Origin of the sequence: Marinomonas balearica (assembly GCF_004362145.1) — a bacterium.
Classification (GTDB): Bacteria; Pseudomonadota; Gammaproteobacteria; order Pseudomonadales; family Marinomonadaceae; genus Marinomonas; species Marinomonas balearica.
The window spans coordinates 212,608-230,320 of record NZ_SNXC01000015.1 but is presented as its reverse complement, the minus strand read 5'-3'; the positions used below and the strand labels follow the sequence as shown (position 1 = coordinate 230,320).

General features: G+C 43.7%; 17 protein-coding genes and 1 other RNA gene. 8 read left to right on the top strand and 10 right to left on the bottom strand.

The genetic code is table 11. The features are described from left to right. Positions 1-209: 209 nt before the first annotated feature. Together glpD and DFP79_RS16235 are read left to right on the top strand one after the other, a co-directional pair. On the top strand, positions 210-1,772 hold the full coding sequence (gene glpD, locus DFP79_RS16240) for a glycerol-3-phosphate dehydrogenase (RefSeq protein WP_133504997.1): 1,563 nt from the start codon (positions 210-212) through the stop codon (positions 1,770-1,772). A gap of 109 nt (positions 1,773-1,881) precedes the next feature. Further along, a complete protein-coding gene (locus DFP79_RS16235) occupies positions 1,882-2,655 on the top strand; it encodes a TSUP family transporter (protein WP_133504996.1) in 774 nt (257 codons plus the stop codon). A gap of 135 nt (positions 2,656-2,790) precedes the next feature. On the opposite strand, the gene DFP79_RS16230 is transcribed toward DFP79_RS16235, so the two are convergent. From DFP79_RS16230 to DFP79_RS16220, 3 genes are all read right to left on the bottom strand, one after another. After that, positions 2,791-4,158 (bottom strand): glyceraldehyde-3-phosphate dehydrogenase, encoded by a 1,368-nt coding sequence (locus DFP79_RS16230; protein WP_133504995.1) that lies wholly within the window; start codon positions 4,156-4,158, stop codon positions 2,791-2,793. Positions 4,159-4,420: 262 nt separating this feature from the next. Further along, complete coding sequence (locus DFP79_RS16225; protein WP_133504994.1) at positions 4,421-4,753, bottom strand: DUF3392 domain-containing protein; 333 nt, start codon at positions 4,751-4,753, stop codon at positions 4,421-4,423. Between the two features lie 24 nt (positions 4,754-4,777). Beyond that, positions 4,778-5,362 (bottom strand): uridine kinase, encoded by a 585-nt coding sequence (locus DFP79_RS16220; protein WP_133504993.1) that lies wholly within the window; start codon positions 5,360-5,362, stop codon positions 4,778-4,780. A 164-nt stretch (positions 5,363-5,526) separates the two neighbouring features. Between DFP79_RS16220 and DFP79_RS16215 the strand changes: the two genes are divergently transcribed. Beyond that, positions 5,527-6,141 carry a uridine kinase family protein gene (locus DFP79_RS16215; RefSeq protein ID WP_133504992.1) on the top strand — a complete coding sequence of 205 codons (615 nt, stop codon included), beginning with the start codon at positions 5,527-5,529 and terminating at the stop codon, positions 6,139-6,141. A 70-nt stretch (positions 6,142-6,211) separates the two neighbouring features. On the opposite strand, the gene dnaJ is transcribed toward DFP79_RS16215, so the two are convergent. The 3 genes from dnaJ to grpE form a co-directional block, all read right to left on the bottom strand. Next, positions 6,212-7,351, bottom strand: a complete 1,140-nt coding sequence (gene dnaJ / locus DFP79_RS16210) for a molecular chaperone DnaJ (RefSeq protein WP_133504991.1) — start codon at positions 7,349-7,351, stop codon at positions 6,212-6,214. A 182-nt stretch (positions 7,352-7,533) separates the two neighbouring features. Then, entirely contained in the window at positions 7,534-9,468 is a 1,935-nt protein-coding gene (gene dnaK / locus DFP79_RS16205) for a molecular chaperone DnaK (protein WP_133504990.1), read from the bottom strand. Positions 9,469-9,600: 132 nt separating this feature from the next. Continuing rightward, positions 9,601-10,170, bottom strand: coding sequence for a nucleotide exchange factor GrpE (gene grpE / locus DFP79_RS16200; RefSeq protein ID WP_133504989.1), 570 nt, complete (start codon positions 10,168-10,170; stop codon positions 9,601-9,603). Between the two features lie 219 nt (positions 10,171-10,389). Between grpE and recN the strand changes: the two genes are divergently transcribed. Continuing rightward, positions 10,390-12,060: a DNA repair protein RecN gene (gene recN / locus DFP79_RS16195; protein ID WP_133504988.1), complete on the top strand. Its 1,671-nt coding sequence runs from the start codon at positions 10,390-10,392 to the stop codon at positions 12,058-12,060. Positions 12,061-12,287: 227 nt separating this feature from the next. Here the strand turns inward: recN and fur are convergent, their stop codons facing one another. Further along, the gene (fur, locus tag DFP79_RS16190; RefSeq protein WP_133504987.1) at positions 12,288-12,698 is read right to left on the bottom strand and encodes a ferric iron uptake transcriptional regulator; all 411 of its coding nucleotides are present in this window, start codon (positions 12,696-12,698) and stop codon (positions 12,288-12,290) included. A 69-nt stretch (positions 12,699-12,767) separates the two neighbouring features. Here fur and DFP79_RS16185 point away from each other — a divergent pair, with 69 nt between their 5' ends. After that, positions 12,768-13,085 (top strand): outer membrane protein assembly factor BamE, encoded by a 318-nt coding sequence (locus tag DFP79_RS16185; protein ID WP_133504986.1) that lies wholly within the window; start codon positions 12,768-12,770, stop codon positions 13,083-13,085. A 46-nt stretch (positions 13,086-13,131) separates the two neighbouring features. Here DFP79_RS16185 and DFP79_RS16180 read toward each other — a convergent pair whose 3' ends face one another. The 3 genes from DFP79_RS16180 to DFP79_RS16170 are packed head-to-tail and all read right to left on the bottom strand — an operon-like array spanning position 13,132 to position 15,206. Further along, positions 13,132-13,422, bottom strand: coding sequence for an RnfH family protein (locus DFP79_RS16180; RefSeq protein ID WP_133504985.1), 291 nt, complete (start codon positions 13,420-13,422; stop codon positions 13,132-13,134). Next, complete coding sequence (locus DFP79_RS16175) at positions 13,415-13,846, bottom strand: type II toxin-antitoxin system RatA family toxin (RefSeq protein WP_133504984.1); 432 nt, start codon at positions 13,844-13,846, stop codon at positions 13,415-13,417. The genes DFP79_RS16180 and DFP79_RS16175 overlap by 8 nt, the downstream gene beginning before the upstream one ends. A 1-nt stretch (position 13,847) precedes the next feature. Then, positions 13,848-15,206: a sodium-dependent transporter gene (locus DFP79_RS16170; protein ID WP_133504983.1), complete on the bottom strand. Its 1,359-nt coding sequence runs from the start codon at positions 15,204-15,206 to the stop codon at positions 13,848-13,850. 173 nt (positions 15,207-15,379) lie between these two features. Here DFP79_RS16170 and smpB point away from each other — a divergent pair, with 173 nt between their 5' ends. The 3 genes from smpB to DFP79_RS16155 all read left to right on the top strand — a co-directional run bounded on the left by smpB (position 15,380) and on the right by DFP79_RS16155 (position 17,427). Then, the gene (gene smpB / locus DFP79_RS16165; RefSeq protein ID WP_133504982.1) at positions 15,380-15,862 is read left to right on the top strand and encodes an SsrA-binding protein SmpB; all 483 of its coding nucleotides are present in this window, start codon (positions 15,380-15,382) and stop codon (positions 15,860-15,862) included. A gap of 60 nt (positions 15,863-15,922) precedes the next feature. Beyond that, positions 15,923-16,285, top strand: a transfer-messenger RNA (tmRNA) gene (gene ssrA, locus DFP79_RS16160). A gap of 533 nt (positions 16,286-16,818) precedes the next feature. Further along, positions 16,819-17,427 carry a Yip1 family protein gene (locus tag DFP79_RS16155; RefSeq protein WP_133504981.1) on the top strand — a complete coding sequence of 203 codons (609 nt, stop codon included), beginning with the start codon at positions 16,819-16,821 and terminating at the stop codon, positions 17,425-17,427. Positions 17,428-17,713: the final 286 nt, after the last annotated feature.

Genomic DNA, 17,713 nt, shown 5'->3' with positions numbered 1-17,713 from the left:
ATTACAAATACTGTAAACCACGCTCCCAACGCTATTGCAAAAGTCGACATCACCTACTAGTCATCTCAACCAATACAAATCGATCATTTTTCATTCAAATCTATATTGCTAAAAAGACCACAAAGGAATAACATCATTATAAAATGTTCGTTTTCGAATAAAATCACATTCGTTTAGTTTCGTTTAATGGCTCGATGCCGAGGCAAATCATGCAAAAAACACATTTTGATCTCTTTGTTATTGGTGGTGGCATCAACGGTACAGGCATTGCTGCGGATGCAGCTGGCCGAGGACTGACCGTTGGATTATGTGAAATGCGTGACCTTGCCAGCGCCACGTCATCAGCCAGCAGCAAATTGATTCATGGAGGGCTACGCTACCTTGAGCACTATGAATTCCGATTAGTACGAGAAGCACTGAGCGAGCGCGAAGTATTACTCAAAACGGCACCGCACTTAGTCACACCCATGCGATTTCAAATGCCGCACCAGCCTCACTTAAGACCTGCTTGGCTTATTCGTCTCGGCTTGTTTTTATATGATCATTTAGGGAAGCGTGAGCAACTAGCGGGATCAAAAGGGCTAAAGTATGATCGCTCTAGTCCACTAAAACCTTCCATCAAACAAGGCTTTGAATATTCAGATTGCTGGGTAGACGATGCTCGTCTCGTCGTGATTAACGCTCTGAGCGCACAACAAAATGGCGCACAAATTAACGTAAGAACAGAGTGTAGCAATGCCTATCGAAAAAATGGTACGTGGCATATCGAGCTAAAAAATCAACTAAACGGTGAAGTACGAACCGTCACTGCAGATGCGTTGGTCAATGCAGCAGGACCTTGGGTTTCTTCATTTATTGAATCCAAAGTACAGCGTAAAGCTCCGTACGGAATACGAATGATAAAGGGCAGCCATATCGTTGTACCACGCCTTTACAGCCAAACCAATGCATTCATCATGCAAAATGCCGACAAGCGCATTGTATTTGCCATCCCATATAGAGAAAACTACACACTCATCGGAACAACAGACGTTGAATATAAAGGCGACCCTAAAGACGTTTCCATTTCAGAAGAGGAAATTCACTACATCCTCAATGTTGCCAATCAACACTTCAAACAACCGCTCTCACGTGACGAAATTGTTTGGACATATTCGGGTGTACGTCCACTGCTCCAAGACGAATCGGATGACCCTTCGGCGGTAACTCGTGACTACACCTTGTATACTGAAGACGAATCCGGAAAAGCCCCTCTATTGAGTGTCTTTGGTGGAAAAATCACCACTTATCGCCAACTAGCACTGTCAGCAATGAAAGACCTAGCGCCCTACTTAAGCAAAATGGGAGATGCTTGGACAGACAGTAAACCCTTACCCGGAGGAGACTTCACTCAAGGACATGACTCCTATGCCGTATCCTTACAGCAAAAGTATCCCTTCTTAACCGCTCATATGGCCAAACGTTTTGTTGCCTCCTACGGCACACTAACGCATACCATGTTGAAAAATATCGGTGATACTTCCGACTTAGGGACGCTGTTCGGAGCCGGCCTGTATGAAGCAGAAGTACGCTATCTAATGGAATCTGAATGGGCTAGATCCGCCGATGATGTTCTTTGGCGCAGGAGTAAACTGGGGCTTGAGTTCAACCAAGAACAAAAAGAGTCTCTCAAACAATTTGTTGATCAGTATATTCAACAACACTTTATTGAATCCAACGATCTATCGCATTCGCAACCGTCTTCATATCAATCAGAAGAAACATCAACATAGCGCCCACAGCCACAGGATGATAAACATTTAGAAATACGCCTAGCGCTACTTCTCTAAAAAGCCTGATAAAATATAGCCCAATTATGAATATTGTCACAAAAGGAGTGTCATGGAAGGGCTATTAGGGGAGTTTTCTGTTTGGCTGTATTTCGGTCTTTTTATTACAGCTTTTTTTGCCGGAGTGATCGATACCATCGCCGGAGGCGGAGGGCTGATCACCCTTCCTGTCTTACTTGCCGCTGGGCTTTCGCCAGCCGAAGCACTCGCAACAAATAAGCTCCAAGGATGCGCTGGTACACTATCAGCATCGTATCATTTTGTAAGAACACGTCAGGTTCAGCTAAATACAATGTGGTTCGCGATATTAATGACGGCCTTGGGGAGCATTACTGGAACGTTACTTGTTTCCTATTTGGACAGTAACGCATTGATTAAAGCGATACCTATTATTCTAATTGCAGTCGCTGCGTTTTTTTATTGGCTGCCTAAGCTTCAGCCCGTCATTTCATCCAAAGTGACATTAAGTCACCTTCAATTTGCACTTATTATTGGTACCGGAATTGGTTTTTATGACGGTCTTATTGGACCGGGAACAGGCGCTTTCTTCTCAACCGCCTATTTGTGCTTTATGGGGCTTTCTATTGTTTCAGCGACCGCTCATACCAAGATCCTCAACGCAACCAGTAATGTGTCGTCTCTGGTGATGTTCTCCTTTACAGGGCATATCGTTTGGGGGCTTGGGTGTGTTATGGCACTAGGTCAATGGCTAGGCGCGCAGGTTGGCTCACGCATGGTAATTAGCAAAGGCGCATCAATCATTCGCCCAATGGTCATCTTTATGTGCTTAGCGATTTCACTAAAACTGCTCAGTCAGCAGCTCTAATTTTTATTCTTATTTTCTATTCGTACAGAATAAAAAAAGGCGACCAAAAGGTCGCCTAAGTAACACACATGCTTAAGAAGATCGATGACTAGACTGTAAAAGCCACATCACCAATTTTACTTAACTGTGCTCCGGTCAAGCTGCTTGCTCTTCCGCTACCTGATCCTCTAAAGAGACTGCTTGAGCAAGTTTCTCCATTAGACGAACAACTTGGCAGCTGTAGCCATATTCATTGTCGTACCAAACATATAGCGTAGCTTGATTACCGCGAACCTTAGTAGACAGCGAATCCAAAATACCAGCTTGTTCACAGCCGATAAAATCAGAACTCACTGCATCCGCTGCGTCACTGAAACCAATCTGGCCAGCTAACGCTGCGCTTTCAGAAGCTTGCTGAAGAAGAGCGTTAATCTCTTCTACAGACGTTTCTGCTTTCAAATTTAAACTTAATACAGCAATAGAGACGTTAATTACTGGAACGCGAATAGCGCTGCCGCTTAACTTACCCTCTAAAGAAGGGATGGCCTTAGAAACCGCTTTTGCAGCGCCAGTTTCAGTCATAACCATGTTCATGCCTGCGGCACGTCCACGACGATCACCTTTGTGAACATTATCAATCAGGTTTTGATCGTTTGTATAAGCATGAACCGTTTCAACATGACCCGATTCAATGCCGAACTTATCTTCCAAGACAGATAAAATTGGCGTAATAGCGTTGGTCGTACAAGATGCAGCAGATACAATTCGATCCTCAGCATCAACATCAACGTCATTCACACCGTATACAACGTTCTTCATTTGCTTGCCAGGTGCGGTCAATACAACACGCTCAATTCCTGGACGAGAAAGGTGAACACTTAGACCATCATGATCGCGCCAGCGACCTGTGTTATCCACTAGCAAAGCACCTTCAATGCCTGATGCCGCATAATCGACTTCAGCAGGATCTGATGCGTAAATCACTTTCACAGGGTTGCCGTTAATAAGAAGAACATCGTTTTCTTTATCTGCTTTTACAACGCCTTCGTATGTACCGTGAACAGAATCATACTTAAGCAAGCTTGCGCGCTTTTCGAGATCTTTATCTCCCGCGCGGCGAACGACGATAGCCGCCAGCTTCATTCCAGGAGTAGTATGACCAACAGCACAAATACGGCGTGCTAGTAGACGACCGATACGTCCGAACCCGTACAAAACAACCGGCGTTTCTTCGCCCGTTGCAGAAAGAAGACCTTCAGAAATCTGCGCATCTGCTAGCGCGTCTTCAAGTTCCAAAATACCATTGCCCATGCCGCTTTCTTGAGCGTCAGTCAAAACTTGTTTTACGCGCCCCAAATCAACACCTGGATAACGATCAAACAGTTCCATCAATCCAGTTACAGAATCCGACATAAGAGTCTGACCTGCCAACTGTACTTTAAGAGATTGTTCACGACCAAGTTTACCCAACAATGGAATTAAAGATTCCACCTGAGAAAGAGTTTGTAACCAAGTATCTGTCATTTCCTGCCCCCGAAAACAGACTAATAGATGCGATATGGGATGCAGTTTATATTTCAAATTTGAGAAAGACAAATTGTAACAAGACAACAAAATTCGTTAAAAATCCGCCATTTAGAGAGATATTTTATGAAAAGAACAAAATAAAAGTGAGCTTGTTGAAAATTTACAACATAAGAAAATGATATAGCGCGGAAGACGAGTCTATTTTGCAATTATTCCGTAACTAACAAACAAGATAGGGTAAAAAATTTCATGATTTTTTTTACAAATATCGTTTTCTTTCGGCTAAAACACCCAAAATCACAAAACTTATGACAATTGTTAAAGGCCGATAGGTTACATTGATGTGCGTTAACCCCCATAGCACTAAAGGCTGAACCCAAAGAGTGAGCAACCCATAACCAAAGGTACACATGAGAATGAATGCTGATATTCTGGCGAGGAAGACCCAAGAGGAAACCGCCCTTTTTACAGTGCGGTTTATACGATCACCGTAGATTACCAAACAGGTAGCGACAAATGCCAAAGCGATGTCGTTTAGATGCGGCTGCATAAATCGAGCCGCAGAGGTGTTTAATTCAAATAGCATATCCATTTGCAAAGACCGGATAAAAGTTGATTACTGCTTTCTGAGTAGAGATTCTACATCAATCTTGCCAGATTCAGATTGAATTTTTGGCACTTCATCAACATAACTCACCGACACATCGAAGGTTGTATTGCGCAGTACAATCACGGTCCCGTCATTAAAGAACCATTTTGCTCGACCGTAGCCATCACGGACAAAGCCTACACTTGGTGGTCCGTATTTCTTTTCCAGCAGCTTACCCAATGATGCCCGTTTTTTAGGACTTTCTACCACACCTGATAATGTCGCCTTCTTAATGAATTTATATTGATTAAAAAGCACTGTAAGCTCACGAATACCGAGAATACCTTCTGGCCCTAAGCTATATGTGGCTACCCCGTCTCGGTAAGAAGGATATGGCTGAAGCCCCATTTTCTGTAAATGAACTTCAAAATCAGCCTGACTCAAATTATTAACTTCCAACCCAAACAACTCAGCTTTGGTTTGCAATGATGGCGCTGCAAGCTCAGAATCAACTTCACTTGATTGAGTCTCTGCAGCCGTAGCATATGAAGAGGTGGATACCAACGCTCCTGTCAAAAATAGAGAGCAGTACAAAAAAGAATTAAAACGCATTTCAAATGTCCAGATGAAATAAATAGCCTTTAAAGGATAAGGCTAATTCAGAAAATAGAAAGATCTAAATTGACCAAAAAGTCAGAAAGAAAAAAAAGCAATAATTTGATATAGTATACAACCTATAAAGGTTATGTTCTGTATTCTATTTGTTGAGGTATTTCATGGCGCTTGTAATTGGCGTAACAGGTATTTCGGGTAGCGGCAAAAGCCGTTTATGCTCTCTTTTGGCTGAAGGACAAGAGGAACGCATTACCGTTCTCTGTCAAGACAGCTTCTACAATGGGTGCGGTAGCATCGACCCAGATGTATACAACTTTGATGATTTAAGCTCTTTGGACGTCGAAAGCATTAAGCTTGCGATCCATAATTGTAAGAACCGTCAACAACCTAACGAAATTCCAGTTTATGATCACTCCCAACATAAACGCATAGGCTATCGTAATCTTGAGCCGACTCATGTTGTTTTAATCGAAGGGCATATGATGTTTCAAGATGCCGCAATTCGAGACGCTGTAGATTATCTGCTGTTTGTTGACACGGATATGGACATCGCCATTGTTCGTCGTTTAAAAAGAGACATCGCGGAACGGGGAAGAAATGTAAACGAAGTTACAAGTCGTTACATGCGACACGTCCGTCAAGCATCGCTAAAAACGTTAGAAATTCGCAGCAAAGCCGATTTAGTTATCCCTAACAACAACAGCTTTACTAATGCGGCAAACCTCTTACAAAACTATATTGAAGCAGTTTTGGATAAGAAAAGCGCAAAAAGCTAAATTTAAACGTCTCCCTAACCCCATACATTCATAACATGGGGTTAGGGAAAAAGGCCATTAGACCGAAAAGCTACTTCTTGATCTCGTCAAAAAACTTCTTCACGCCATCAAACCATGTTTTCTGCTTCGGAGAATGATCACTTTCTTCTCCCATTGAATCAGACAATTCTTGCAGCAGTTCTTTTTGACGGTCAGTCAGGTTAACTGGCGTTTCAACAACGACCTTACAAATCAAATCACCAACTGGGCCGCCACGAACAGGCTTCACACCCTTGTTGCGCAATCGGAATAATTTACCCGTTTGACACTCTGCCGTTACCTTCAAGCGAACACGACCATCTAACGTCGGCACATCAATTTCACCGCCTAATGCTGCCGTGGTAAAACTGATAGGGACTTCGCAATACAAGTTTGAACCATCACGCTCAAATATTGCATGAGGCTTAACAGACACCTGAACGAACAAGTCTCCAGCAGGGCCACCAAACGTTCCGGCTTCACCTTCACCAGAAAGACGAATTCGATCACCTGTATCAACACCGGCTGGGATCTTAACATTCAGCGTTTTGTATTCTTGCTTACGGCCTTGACCATGACATGAATTACAAGGATCAGAGATAACCTGCCCTTGACCATGACACTGAGGACACGTTTGCTGAACAGAGAAGAAGCCCTGAGACATACGTACTTGTCCAGCGCCATTACAGGTAGGACACGTCGTAGGTTTAGTACCTGCCTTCGCGCCGCTGCCTTCACACTTCTCACAATCCACTAATGTTGGAATACGAATTTTTTCTTCGCATCCCCAAACAGCTTGCTCTAAATCAAGCTCTAGGGTGTAGCGTAAATCTGAACCACGACGAGTACGGCTTTGTTGGCCGCCACCTCCGCCCGCTCCACCAAAAATATCGCCAAAAACATCACCGAAGATATCACTAAAGCCGCCGGCACCAGCACCGCCGAAGCCACCTGCGCCTGCCTGACCGTTTACACCTTCATGACCAAATCGGTCGTAGGCTTCACGCTTCTCTTCAGTTGAGAGAATCTCATAAGCTTCTGCAAGTTCTTTAAACTTTTCCAGCGCTTCTTCATTGTCTGGATTTTTATCTGGATGGTACTTGTTAGCAAGCGAACGATACGCTTTTTTGATCGCTTTTTTATCAGCATCGCGGCTGACACCAAGCACTTCATAATAATCACGTTTACTCATTACGAGGATTCCTGCACCTTTCGAGTGAGAGCAGAGAGGGTATAAATAAACCGTCTATGTTTCTCTCAGATTAGAAGACTTATTTACACTTCCCTTAGCCAATCCTAAAGACAGCAAAACACGGAACATCCGTGTTTTGCCTTTGTCCTTCATGGACGACGATTAAAAATCACCACTAAGGCTTATTTTTTGTCGTCTTTAACTTCTTCAAACTCTGCGTCTACTGCATCGTCTTGTGGCTGAGAAGCTTGTTCTGCACCCGCTTCTGCGCCCGCGCCAGCAGCCGCTTCGTTAGCTTGTGCTTGCTCGTACATTTTTTGAGCTAAAGAGCCAGACGCTTGAGTAAGCGCATTGGTTTTCTCTTCAATTGCTTCTTTGTCGTTAGACTCAAGCGCAGCTTCAAGATCTTTGATAGCCGTTTCGATTGCTTCTTTTTCTTCAGCAGTCGCTTTATCGCCCGCTTCATCCAAAGTCTTACGTGTTGCGTGAATCATGCCGTCGGCAGTGTTACGAACCTGAACAAGTTCTTCAAACTTACGATCTTCCTCAGCGTTTGCTTCAGCGTCACGTACCATTTGTTCAACTTCTTCATCACTTAGACCAGAAGAGGCTTTAATTACGATAGATTGCTCTTTGTTTGTCGCTTTATCTTTCGCAGATACACTCAAAATACCGTTCGCATCGATGTCGAAGCTTACTTCGATTTGTGGAATACCACGAGGTGATGGAGGAATATCAGCCAAATCAAAACGACCTAGAGATTTGTTCTGACCCGCTTGCTTACGCTCACCTTGAAGAACGTGAATAGTTACTGCATTTTGGTTGTCTTCTGCAGTAGAGAACACTTGAGATTTCTTAGTAGGAATCGTTGTGTTCTTCTCGATCAGAGCAGTCATTACACCACCCATTGTTTCGATACCAAGAGTAAGAGGCGTTACGTCAAGAAGAAGAACGTCTTTTACATCACCCGCAAGTACCGCACCTTGAATAGAAGCACCCATTGCAACAGCTTCGTCAGGGTTAACGTCTTTACGAGGTGCCTTACCGAAGAACTCAGACACTTTCTCTTGTACAAGAGGCATACGAGTCTGACCACCAACAAGAATAACTTCATCAATGTCAGAAGGGTCCACGTCAGCATCTTTAAGCGCTTGACGGCAAGGCTCTAGAGATTGAACAACAAGCTCTTCAACCAAAGATTCAAGCTTAGAACGAGTTAGTTTAACGTTAAGGTGTTTAGGCCCAGTTGCATCTGCTGTGATGTAAGGAAGGTTCACCTCAGTTTGGCTAGAAGAAGACAATTCAACTTTCGCTTTTTCACCCGCTTCTTTCAAACGTTGTAGCGCAAGAGGATCGTTGTGAAGATCGATGCCAGTGTCTTTCTTAAATTCAGCAGCCAAAAATTCGATAACACGCATATCGAAGTCTTCACCACCTAGGAACGTGTCACCGTTTGTAGAAAGTACTTCGAATTGCTTCTCACCGTCTACATCAGCGATTTCGATGATAGAGATATCGAATGTACCACCACCAAGGTCATATACAGCAACAGTAGAATCACCCGTTGCTTTATCTAGACCGTAAGCAAGTGCTGCCGCTGTTGGCTCGTTGATGATACGTTTAACATCAAGACCTGCGATTTTACCCGCATCTTTTGTTGCTTGACGCTGAGAATCGTTGAAGTAAGCAGGAACAGTGATAACAGCTTCAGTTACCGCTTCACCCAAGTAGTCTTCCGCTGTCTTCTTCATTTTCTTAAGAACTTCAGCAGAAACTTGTGGCGGCGCTTTCTTGTCGCCTTTTGCTTCTACCCAAGCATCGCCGTTATCAGCCGCGATGATTTTGTAAGGCACCATAGAGATGTCTTTTTGAACCACTTTGTCTTCAAAACGGCGACCGATCAAACGCTTAACTGCGAACAGAGTATTCGTTGGGTTTGTCACTGCTTGACGCTTAGCAGACTGACCAACTAACGTTTCGCCGTCATCAGTAAAAGCAACAATAGAAGGAGTGGTGCGATCACCCTCAGCATTTTCAATTACACGTGATTTTTCGCCATCTAGTACAGCAACACAAGAGTTCGTTGTACCTAAGTCAATACCAATGATTTTACCCATTGTCATACTCTCCAGTAAAATTCTTTATTTCGTTGTTAATTCTGTATTTGGGTGCTCTTCCGAGCATTTCAACCTTAAACCGTCAATTTTTTGACGCGTTTTTTGGCTTTATCACTTTATCGCCCATTTTTATTAGGACGCAGCGCTTACAACAACCATTGCAGGGCGCAATAAGCGACCACTTAACGTGTAACCTTTTTGAACTACATCCATAACCGTATTAGGTTCCATTTGTGGATTCGGAACCATTGTCATAGCTTGATGCAATTCAGGGTTGAATGGTTCGCCATGAGGATCAACTTGCTGAATTTCAAAACGAGCAAGTGTTTCGATCAAATCTTTAAGGGTTAACTCGACGCCTTCACGAACAGAATCGGTTTCGGAACCTTCTTCTGCTGACGACAATGCCCGCTCCAAGTTATCTGCGACTTTTACAATGTCTTTCGCAAATTTTTCAAGGGCAAACTTATGCGCTTTTTCAACATCAAGCTCGGCACGGCGACGAACGTTCTGAGCGTCCGCTTGTGCTCGAAGAGCCGCTTCTTTGTACTGCAACGCTTCTTCTTTTGCTTTCGTTAGCTCATCGTCGTCTAGAACTTCAACTTCTGGCTCAAGTAACTCTTCTACCTGAACGCCCTCTTGTTGCAAATTTTCTGTTTGCAATTCATCTTCTTGATTTGATTTTTTTTGCTGATCACTCATTCTTTCACTCCAAATAACAGAAAGTAATTACCATCTGTGCGAAGTATATGGGGACACAAAATTACCTTTCAACACCATACCCTCATTAAATTTGCGGCTTTTTTATACGGTTTATTGTGAAGCTTAACGGGAATAAAAGTTTTCAACTTGCCCTTGTCAAAAAACGAACAAATACTGTATAAATAACCATATGTTTTATTTATAACTCTGGAGCATCCCATGTTAACCAGTATTGCGATATCCAACTTTGCTATTGTCGACTCACTAGAGTTAGAGCTTAAAAAAGGCATGACGGTCATTTCCGGCGAAACAGGCGCTGGAAAATCCATCATGGTCGATGCTTTATCACTTTGCTTAGGAGGCAGAACAGACGCAAGTGTTGTAAGACATGGAGAAAAAAAAGCCGATATCAGCGCAAGTTTCGATATTAGCCAAAACCCAGAAGTTTTAAACTGGCTTGAAGAACACGACCTAGACCAAGATCAAGACTGTATCTTGCGTCGTGTTATAACAAAAGAAGGCCGCTCTAAAGCCTATATAAACAGTCGCCCCTGCACACTGAGCGATTTAAAAGACGTGAGCAGCTACCTAGTCGACATTCATGGGCAACATGAACACCAGTCCCTATTGAAAAAAACCATACAAAGAGCGCAACTCGACGCATACGGCCAATTGACGGACTTAGCGCAAACCGTACGAAACGAATTTGGAGTTTGGCGCTCTTTAAAAGACGAGCTTAGCCAGAAGATAAACATCAGTGCGGAGCAAGAAGCCAAGATTCAACTGCTGTCTTACCAACTAGAAGAACTCTCGCAACTGGATCTCAAAGAACAAGAAATAGAAGCATTAGAAAAAGAACAAGCCTTTCTCTCAAACATCGCCGAAGCTCAGCAGCAAGCCTATTTGGCCAGCAGCCTGCTAAAAGAAAGCGATGAAGGCAATGTCTGCTCCATGCTGCATAACGCGATTCAAAGTGCGAGTAACATCCAACCGTTAACCAAAGAATTGGAAAATGCGTTGGAAATGATGAACGACGCGCTTATTCAAGCCGAAGAAGCAAGCTCTAGCCTCACACACTACCAAGAAACGCTTGAGCAAAATCCACAGCGACTATTAGAAGTAGAAGAACGACTGAGCGCCATTTACGATACCGCGCGTAAACATAAAGTATTACCCAATGGGTTGCTTCTTTTACGAGAGAACATCGAATCTGAGCTAAAAGCACTGCAAGGCGGCGAAGAAAGCTTAGAATCCCTGAAATTTAAAGAAGAACAAGCGTACGCACAGCTAACCGCCAGCGCAACGTTACTCACAGAAAAGCGCATTCAAACCAAAGACGAACTTGCCATCAAAGTAGAAGAGCAAATTCACGGTTTAGGCATGCCACACGCAGGGTTCTTTATTGATTGCCAACCGCTCGATCAAATCACAGCAAACGGCTTTGAAGAAATCGAATACATGATCGCCTCAAACCCAGGCCAACCAGCGCAAGCACTTCGTAAAGTTGCCTCAGGCGGTGAACTCTCGCGTATTAGCTTAGGCATTCAAGTTGTTACTGCTCACACCTCCACCATTCCAACTCTGGTATTTGATGAAGTCGATGTTGGTATTAGCGGTGGCATCGCGGAGGTTGTTGGTCGCATGCTTCGATCAGTCGGAGCACGAGGGCAAGTTTTCTGTGTCACTCACTTAGCGCAAGTCGCCGCACAAGGCCATCAGCATTTTCAGGTCAGCAAGCAGGTCGCCGATAAAAATACCTCCTCGAAGGTCAAAACACTGAAAGAAGAAGAAAGAACACAAGAGATAGCACGCCTACTAGGTGGCATTAAACTCACCGATCAAACGCTCGCTCATGCACGGGAAATGCTTGGCAATGTTCACTTACAATAGCCCCATAACCAAGCACAAACGTGAACACTACGATATTGCTTAAGCCGCGCTTTTTATAGCAGAACTTGTGAGAGAAATACATTTTAGAGAAGTGCTTTTGAGAAAAGTGCTCCTAGAGCAGTAAGCTTTCTACACACTTTTCTTTTAGTAAAAAAAATTAAGCATAAAAAAAGGCGGTATTCCTATAGGAATGCCGCCTTTTTATTTAAACAGTACGACGAAATCGCTTATTTTGCTTTTGGACGAACGTAAATTACCAAGTTATGGTCTTCAATATCAAAACCATGCTCTTCCGCAATTTCTTTTTGACGTTGCTCAATAATAGGATCAACAAACTCTACAACCTTGCCTGTCTCTAAACAGATCATATGATCGTGATGATCGCCTTTTTCAAGTTCAAATACCGCCGTGCCCGCTTCGAAGTGATGACGAACAACAAGACCAGCCGTTTCGAACTGAGTCAATACTCGGTACACGGTCGCCAGACCTACATCTTCACCTTGTTCCAGTAGAGTACGGTACACGTCATCCGCACTCATATGGTGGTCACCGGCTTTTTCAAGGATCTGTAAAATCTTTACGCGAGGCAAAGTTACTTTAAGACCCACTTTCTTAAGCTCTTGATTTTCTGTACTCATGAGTAATTCTCTATTCGATCTCGTTAATAATTACTTTATCATTAGCACATCACAGTTAGGATGATACCAATGAAAAAAACTCTATTATTAGTTGCCGCTCTCTTTTCTCTCAATGCCTGCAGCTTGTTACCTGAACCTTATAAGGTTCCAGTTACGCAGGGCAACATCATTAAGCAAGAGCAAGTTGAACAACTCGCCCGCGGCATGACGGAGCGCCAAGTGATCTACGTTCTCGGCACACCCATGGTTCGAGATACGTTTACTCCTGACGAGTGGCACTACTTATTTAAATCAAAATACGCAACGTCAGCGGATAAAACCAGTCCAATTAACCAACTAACCCTTAAATTTAAAGATGGCGCGCTAATCGATATCGTTCAAGACTAATTTTGTTAACTTAAGGGGTTCTTTAGTGAGCCCTTTAAATTAAACGCTACTTTGCTGTTTTCGCTGCTCGATTGGCTCTCGCCTGCTTTGGATCCACCGTCAATTCACGGTAAATCTCAACACGCTCACCGGGTTTTAATACTTGCTCTTGCGGCTTACGTACCGCCTTCCCAAAAATACCAACCTTCGCATTCTCTAAATCTAATCCCGGAAAAAAAGCATCAATATTCGATTTCATCACAGCTTCTTTAACCGTACATCCTTCTTCAACGTCTAACGCAATTATCTTTTGCTTTTCAGGCAGCGCATAAGCCACCTCTACATGAATCTTACTCACCGTAAACAACCTTTGCTCTTTGACTGAAGGCTTCAACCATCGTATTCGCTACCTGACTAAAAACACCGCCAAATGCAAACTTCAACATTCCACTTAATTCAAACTCAATACTCAATGAAATTTTACACGTCGTGTCGCTTAACGCCTGAAATTGCCATATCCCATGGAGCTTTTTAAATGGGCCGCTGACCAACGTCATCTCTATTTCATTTGGATGCGTTAAAAAATTCTTCGTTGTGAAAGCCTGCTTAACAGGCCCTTTCCCCACTTCTAAGGACGCCACAATATCGGCCTCACTCTGCGATAAGACCTTCGCACTTAAACAACCAGGCAAAAACGCAGGATAATGATTAATATCGTTCACCAAATCAAACATCTGCTGCTGGCTGTAATTAACATGAGCGAAACGCTCTATACGACTCAAATTATACTCCTATCCATCCAGCCACGGTAATGAGACCGATTAGCGGAATACTGACAAACTTCAATACGTTGTACCACCAATCAAAATTCTTTGGATCTTTAGTGATCATCTCTTTTCGCAGCATTTGTTCGGGGACAAACCACCCAACCATCACGGCTATTAACAAAGCGACCAAAGGCAATAAAACGAAAGACGTCAGCGAATCCACTAACTCAAACAGATTCTTATCAAAGATCAGTTTCGCATCCCAATGGTTAAAAGAGAGAAGAATCGCGATACCAGCGAGCCAAATAAAAGCCCCCAACACCGTCGCCGCTTTTAAACGACCAATATAAAATTTTTCATGAAGCCAAGCGACGAACAGCTCCATCATCGCAATAGATGAGGTCAAAGCTGCAATCGTCAGCAATACAAAAAATGACGCACCAATAACTTGGCCGCCCGGCAACGCGCCAAAAACAATGGGCAAAGTAACAAACGCCAAACTCGGCCCAGAGTCTACATCGATATTAAACTCAAACGCTAACGGAAAAATGACCACAGCCGCCAACAAGGAAACCACAAGATCCACTCCCACCACGATCGCACACGCTCGTGAAATAGACATCCGTTTATTCATATAAGCGCCGTAGGAGAACATTGCACCTAACCCCACGCCCACACTGAATAACGCATGACCGATCGCAGACAGCACCATATCGAAGGAAAAATCACTCCAAGACCAAACGGTCATAAACTCTAGTGCTTGTGAAGACTCTCCAACTGAAAGCGCATATACCGCCAACAATGAAAGAAAAACAATCAACACGGGGAGCAATATCTTCACCAATGTTGCAAGCCCACGTGTCACCGACTGACCGACAGTTAACACCACAAGAAGCATAAAGATAGAATGCCAAAACAACATCTCGACCGGCGAGTCGAGAAGATCTTGATACATAACATCCGCCTCAAACCGGCCGATGTTCGCAAAAAGCCCAGTAATGGCGCGCTCGACGTACGCCAAGCCCCAACTAGCAATGACACTGTAAAATGTCATAATCAACATGCCTGTGATGCCTGCAAGCCAAGGCACTAAAACCCACCCTCGGTGGAGTAACTTACGCTCACTTAAATCATTGACCGTATCAATCGGATTAGAGCGCACCGTGCGACCAATCGCGACCTCCGCAACCACAATCGGGAAAGCGACGAACAGCAAACACAAACCGTAAACAAGCAGAAACGCAGCGCCGCCGTTTTCTGCCATCATATAAGGAAACTTCCAGACGTTACCTAATCCAATTGCCGCTCCACTGGCTGCAAAGATAAAAATCCACGGACTAGACCAAATACCTTGTAAACACCGACTCTCGGTCATACATTAAAGCTCTGTTATTCGTTCGACTACACACTAACCAAACGACTGAATGGCATTCAGAACGTCTGCTAAACAATGAAATATTCAAATATTTGGCAAATTTTCTTACATTCCACCGCAGACCTCAAGAAAAGCTTAGTTTTTTCCGTTTATCGACCGTATAATTTTGTCCTATGAGCAAATCAAAGAAGAAAAAATCAAATTCATCCGGCACCATCGCGCTAAATAAACGCGCCCGTCACGATTACTTTGTTGATCAAAAATTTGAAGCGGGTCTGGCCCTATCAGGTTGGGAAGTAAAAAGCCTACGAGAAGGCAAAGCGCAGTTGGTGGACTCTTACGTCATTATCCATCAAAACGAAGCTTGGCTAATTGGCGCACGCATAACACCACTATTGAGTGCTTCAACGCACGTTGTATGTGAGCCATTACGCCAGCGTAAACTATTATTAAACCGCCGCGAGATCGATAAGATCATTCAGGTTACTGAACAAAAGGGTAAAACCTGTGCGGCCATGGCACTGTACTGGAAAGGCAACAAGATCAAATGTGAAGTTGCCCTAGTAACCGGTAAAAAAGATCATGATAAACGTGATACTGCCAAAGAGCGCGACTGGGCACGCGATAAAGAACGCCTAATGAAACACAGCGCATAAACGCTATGTACGGTTTTGCTAGCGTTAACGCTCTGTTTTCGTTAGAATTGCCGATACTTTGGGGGTGACATGGTTTCGACGCTGGTCACGAACCCTGAGGTGCATGTCGAGAGTGATACGTGATCTCGTAAATCCCCTCGTATCAATTATATAGTCGCAAACGACGAAAACTACGCTTTAGCAGCTTAATAACCTGCTAGTGTGCTGCCCTCAGGTTGCTTGTAGCCCGAGATTCCGCAGTATCATAAATTACAAGATGCTACTCGATGCCCTGCCTGGGGATAAGAGTATAAGATCAAGCAGGCTCGCCAGTAACACCCTGTCCTTCGGGCGGTTCCTGGTCAAAGAATAGAAGTGACTAAACATGTAGAGCCGATGGCAGAGGACTGGCGGACGGGGGTTCGACCCCCCCCACCTCCACCAAATTTAAAAACCACCTTCGGGTGGTTTTTTGGTTTCTAGAGCAGTTAAACGATTAATAGCAAATCACGCTCCCACACGCAGTACTAATAAACTGTGTCATTCTTAATTGTTTCTGCATTTCAATTGGCTTGAAGTACTTCAATCGCAAGCAGTTTACTGTATTGGTCCATAACAACTGACGTACAGTAAGAATCATCTTACTCATCAAAACCCCGTTTATAGAAATATAGTTGCGACTAAAGCGGCAATGACCGTGGACCACTCAAAAAACCACCCACGAAACAAGTCTGAAATTAGATCACCGACTTTACGATTTAGTACGTTAATTCCATTTTTTATTCACACGCTGATTTGAGATTCCTTGACTATACTTTTGACTTAGATCAATAGGAAACGGGCAAATACGCCTTCATTGGATTGCCTAGCAATCTCGCTTACGTCGATGACGGTGTATTTTCACTTTTCCTAAGGATCAATGTTTTTCCATCTAACCATAACGTTAAATTTAAAAGCGGTGAGCATAGGGGGAAGTTATGATCAATCACGTTTGGGGACTTTTACATCACCCAGATAGAGAATGGCGGTCAATCAGCGATGAGCATGAATCGGTCAGCCATTTGTTCATGCATCATGTCTTAATTATGGCGGCGATTCCTGTCGTCAGTTCATTCATTGGTACAACTCAAGTGGGTTGGACATTCGGAGGCGAAGAAACGTTCAGAGTATCGTATGGCGACGGCATCGTGCTCGGTGTCGCATTTTATGCATTAATTCTGTTGGCTGTGGGGCTTGTGGGGAGTTTCATTCATTGGTTAGCGCGTGGTTTGCCAGACCGACCCGATCGTAACGAGTGTATTGTATTCGCGGGCTATATTGCTACGCCGTTGTTTTTAAGCGGTTTGTTCGCGATCTATCCCATCATATGGCTGTGTGTGTTAGCGATGGTATTGGGGATTATTTATACCGGATACTTGCTCTACAAGGGAACGCCAAGCTTCTTAGGCATTAGCCACAAACGCGGGTTCATCTTGTCAGGCACGACATTGGGTGTGGGGATCCTTGTGTTAGAAGCGATGCTTGGAGTGGTGGTTTTGCTTTGGAGTATGGGATCAGAGCACAGCATAATTTGGAACTTTTTCTAGCACTGGTTTTATCAAATACGGACTTTTTAACAAATACCTGTAAGCACCGATACTTTGTAAGTCGCTCTTTCAAAGTATCGGTGCTTAAAGGCTTACTCTTACAGCTCTTTTATCTTAAATATCTTTCACCCTAAATCTCTTTCAGCCTAAATCTCTATTAACTGTAATCTCCTTTAAGATCCTTCCTTTTCGCGCTTCTGCGGTTCAACCATCGTGTATTTTTTGTATTTAATGTGTCGATTCAACCCGACAAATCAATGAAACAATAAATATGCACGCTGACGCA

Coding starts and splice junctions, on each gene's coding strand:
- DFP79_RS16230 (WP_133504995.1), bottom strand. CDS start 4,158: ATGACAGATACTTGGTTACAAACTCTTTCTCAGGTGGAATCTTTAATT.
- DFP79_RS16235 (WP_133504996.1), top strand. CDS start 1,882: ATGGAAGGGCTATTAGGGGAGTTTTCTGTTTGGCTGTATTTCGGTCTT.
- fur (WP_133504987.1), bottom strand. CDS start 12,698: ATGAGTACAGAAAATCAAGAGCTTAAGAAAGTGGGTCTTAAAGTAACT.
- DFP79_RS16215 (WP_133504992.1), top strand. CDS start 5,527: ATGGCGCTTGTAATTGGCGTAACAGGTATTTCGGGTAGCGGCAAAAGC.
- recN (WP_133504988.1), top strand. CDS start 10,390: ATGTTAACCAGTATTGCGATATCCAACTTTGCTATTGTCGACTCACTA.
- glpD (WP_133504997.1), top strand. CDS start 210: ATGCAAAAAACACATTTTGATCTCTTTGTTATTGGTGGTGGCATCAAC.
- smpB (WP_133504982.1), top strand. CDS start 15,380: ATGAGCAAATCAAAGAAGAAAAAATCAAATTCATCCGGCACCATCGCG.
- DFP79_RS16220 (WP_133504993.1), bottom strand. CDS start 5,362: ATGCGTTTTAATTCTTTTTTGTACTGCTCTCTATTTTTGACAGGAGCG.
- dnaJ (WP_133504991.1), bottom strand. CDS start 7,351: ATGAGTAAACGTGATTATTATGAAGTGCTTGGTGTCAGCCGCGATGCT.
- grpE (WP_133504989.1), bottom strand. CDS start 10,170: ATGAGTGATCAGCAAAAAAAATCAAATCAAGAAGATGAATTGCAAACA.
- DFP79_RS16225 (WP_133504994.1), bottom strand. CDS start 4,753: ATGGATATGCTATTTGAATTAAACACCTCTGCGGCTCGATTTATGCAG.
- DFP79_RS16155 (WP_133504981.1), top strand. CDS start 16,819: ATGATCAATCACGTTTGGGGACTTTTACATCACCCAGATAGAGAATGG.
- dnaK (WP_133504990.1), bottom strand. CDS start 9,468: ATGGGTAAAATCATTGGTATTGACTTAGGTACAACGAACTCTTGTGTT.
- DFP79_RS16185 (WP_133504986.1), top strand. CDS start 12,768: ATGAAAAAAACTCTATTATTAGTTGCCGCTCTCTTTTCTCTCAATGCC.
- DFP79_RS16170 (WP_133504983.1), bottom strand. CDS start 15,206: ATGACCGAGAGTCGGTGTTTACAAGGTATTTGGTCTAGTCCGTGGATT.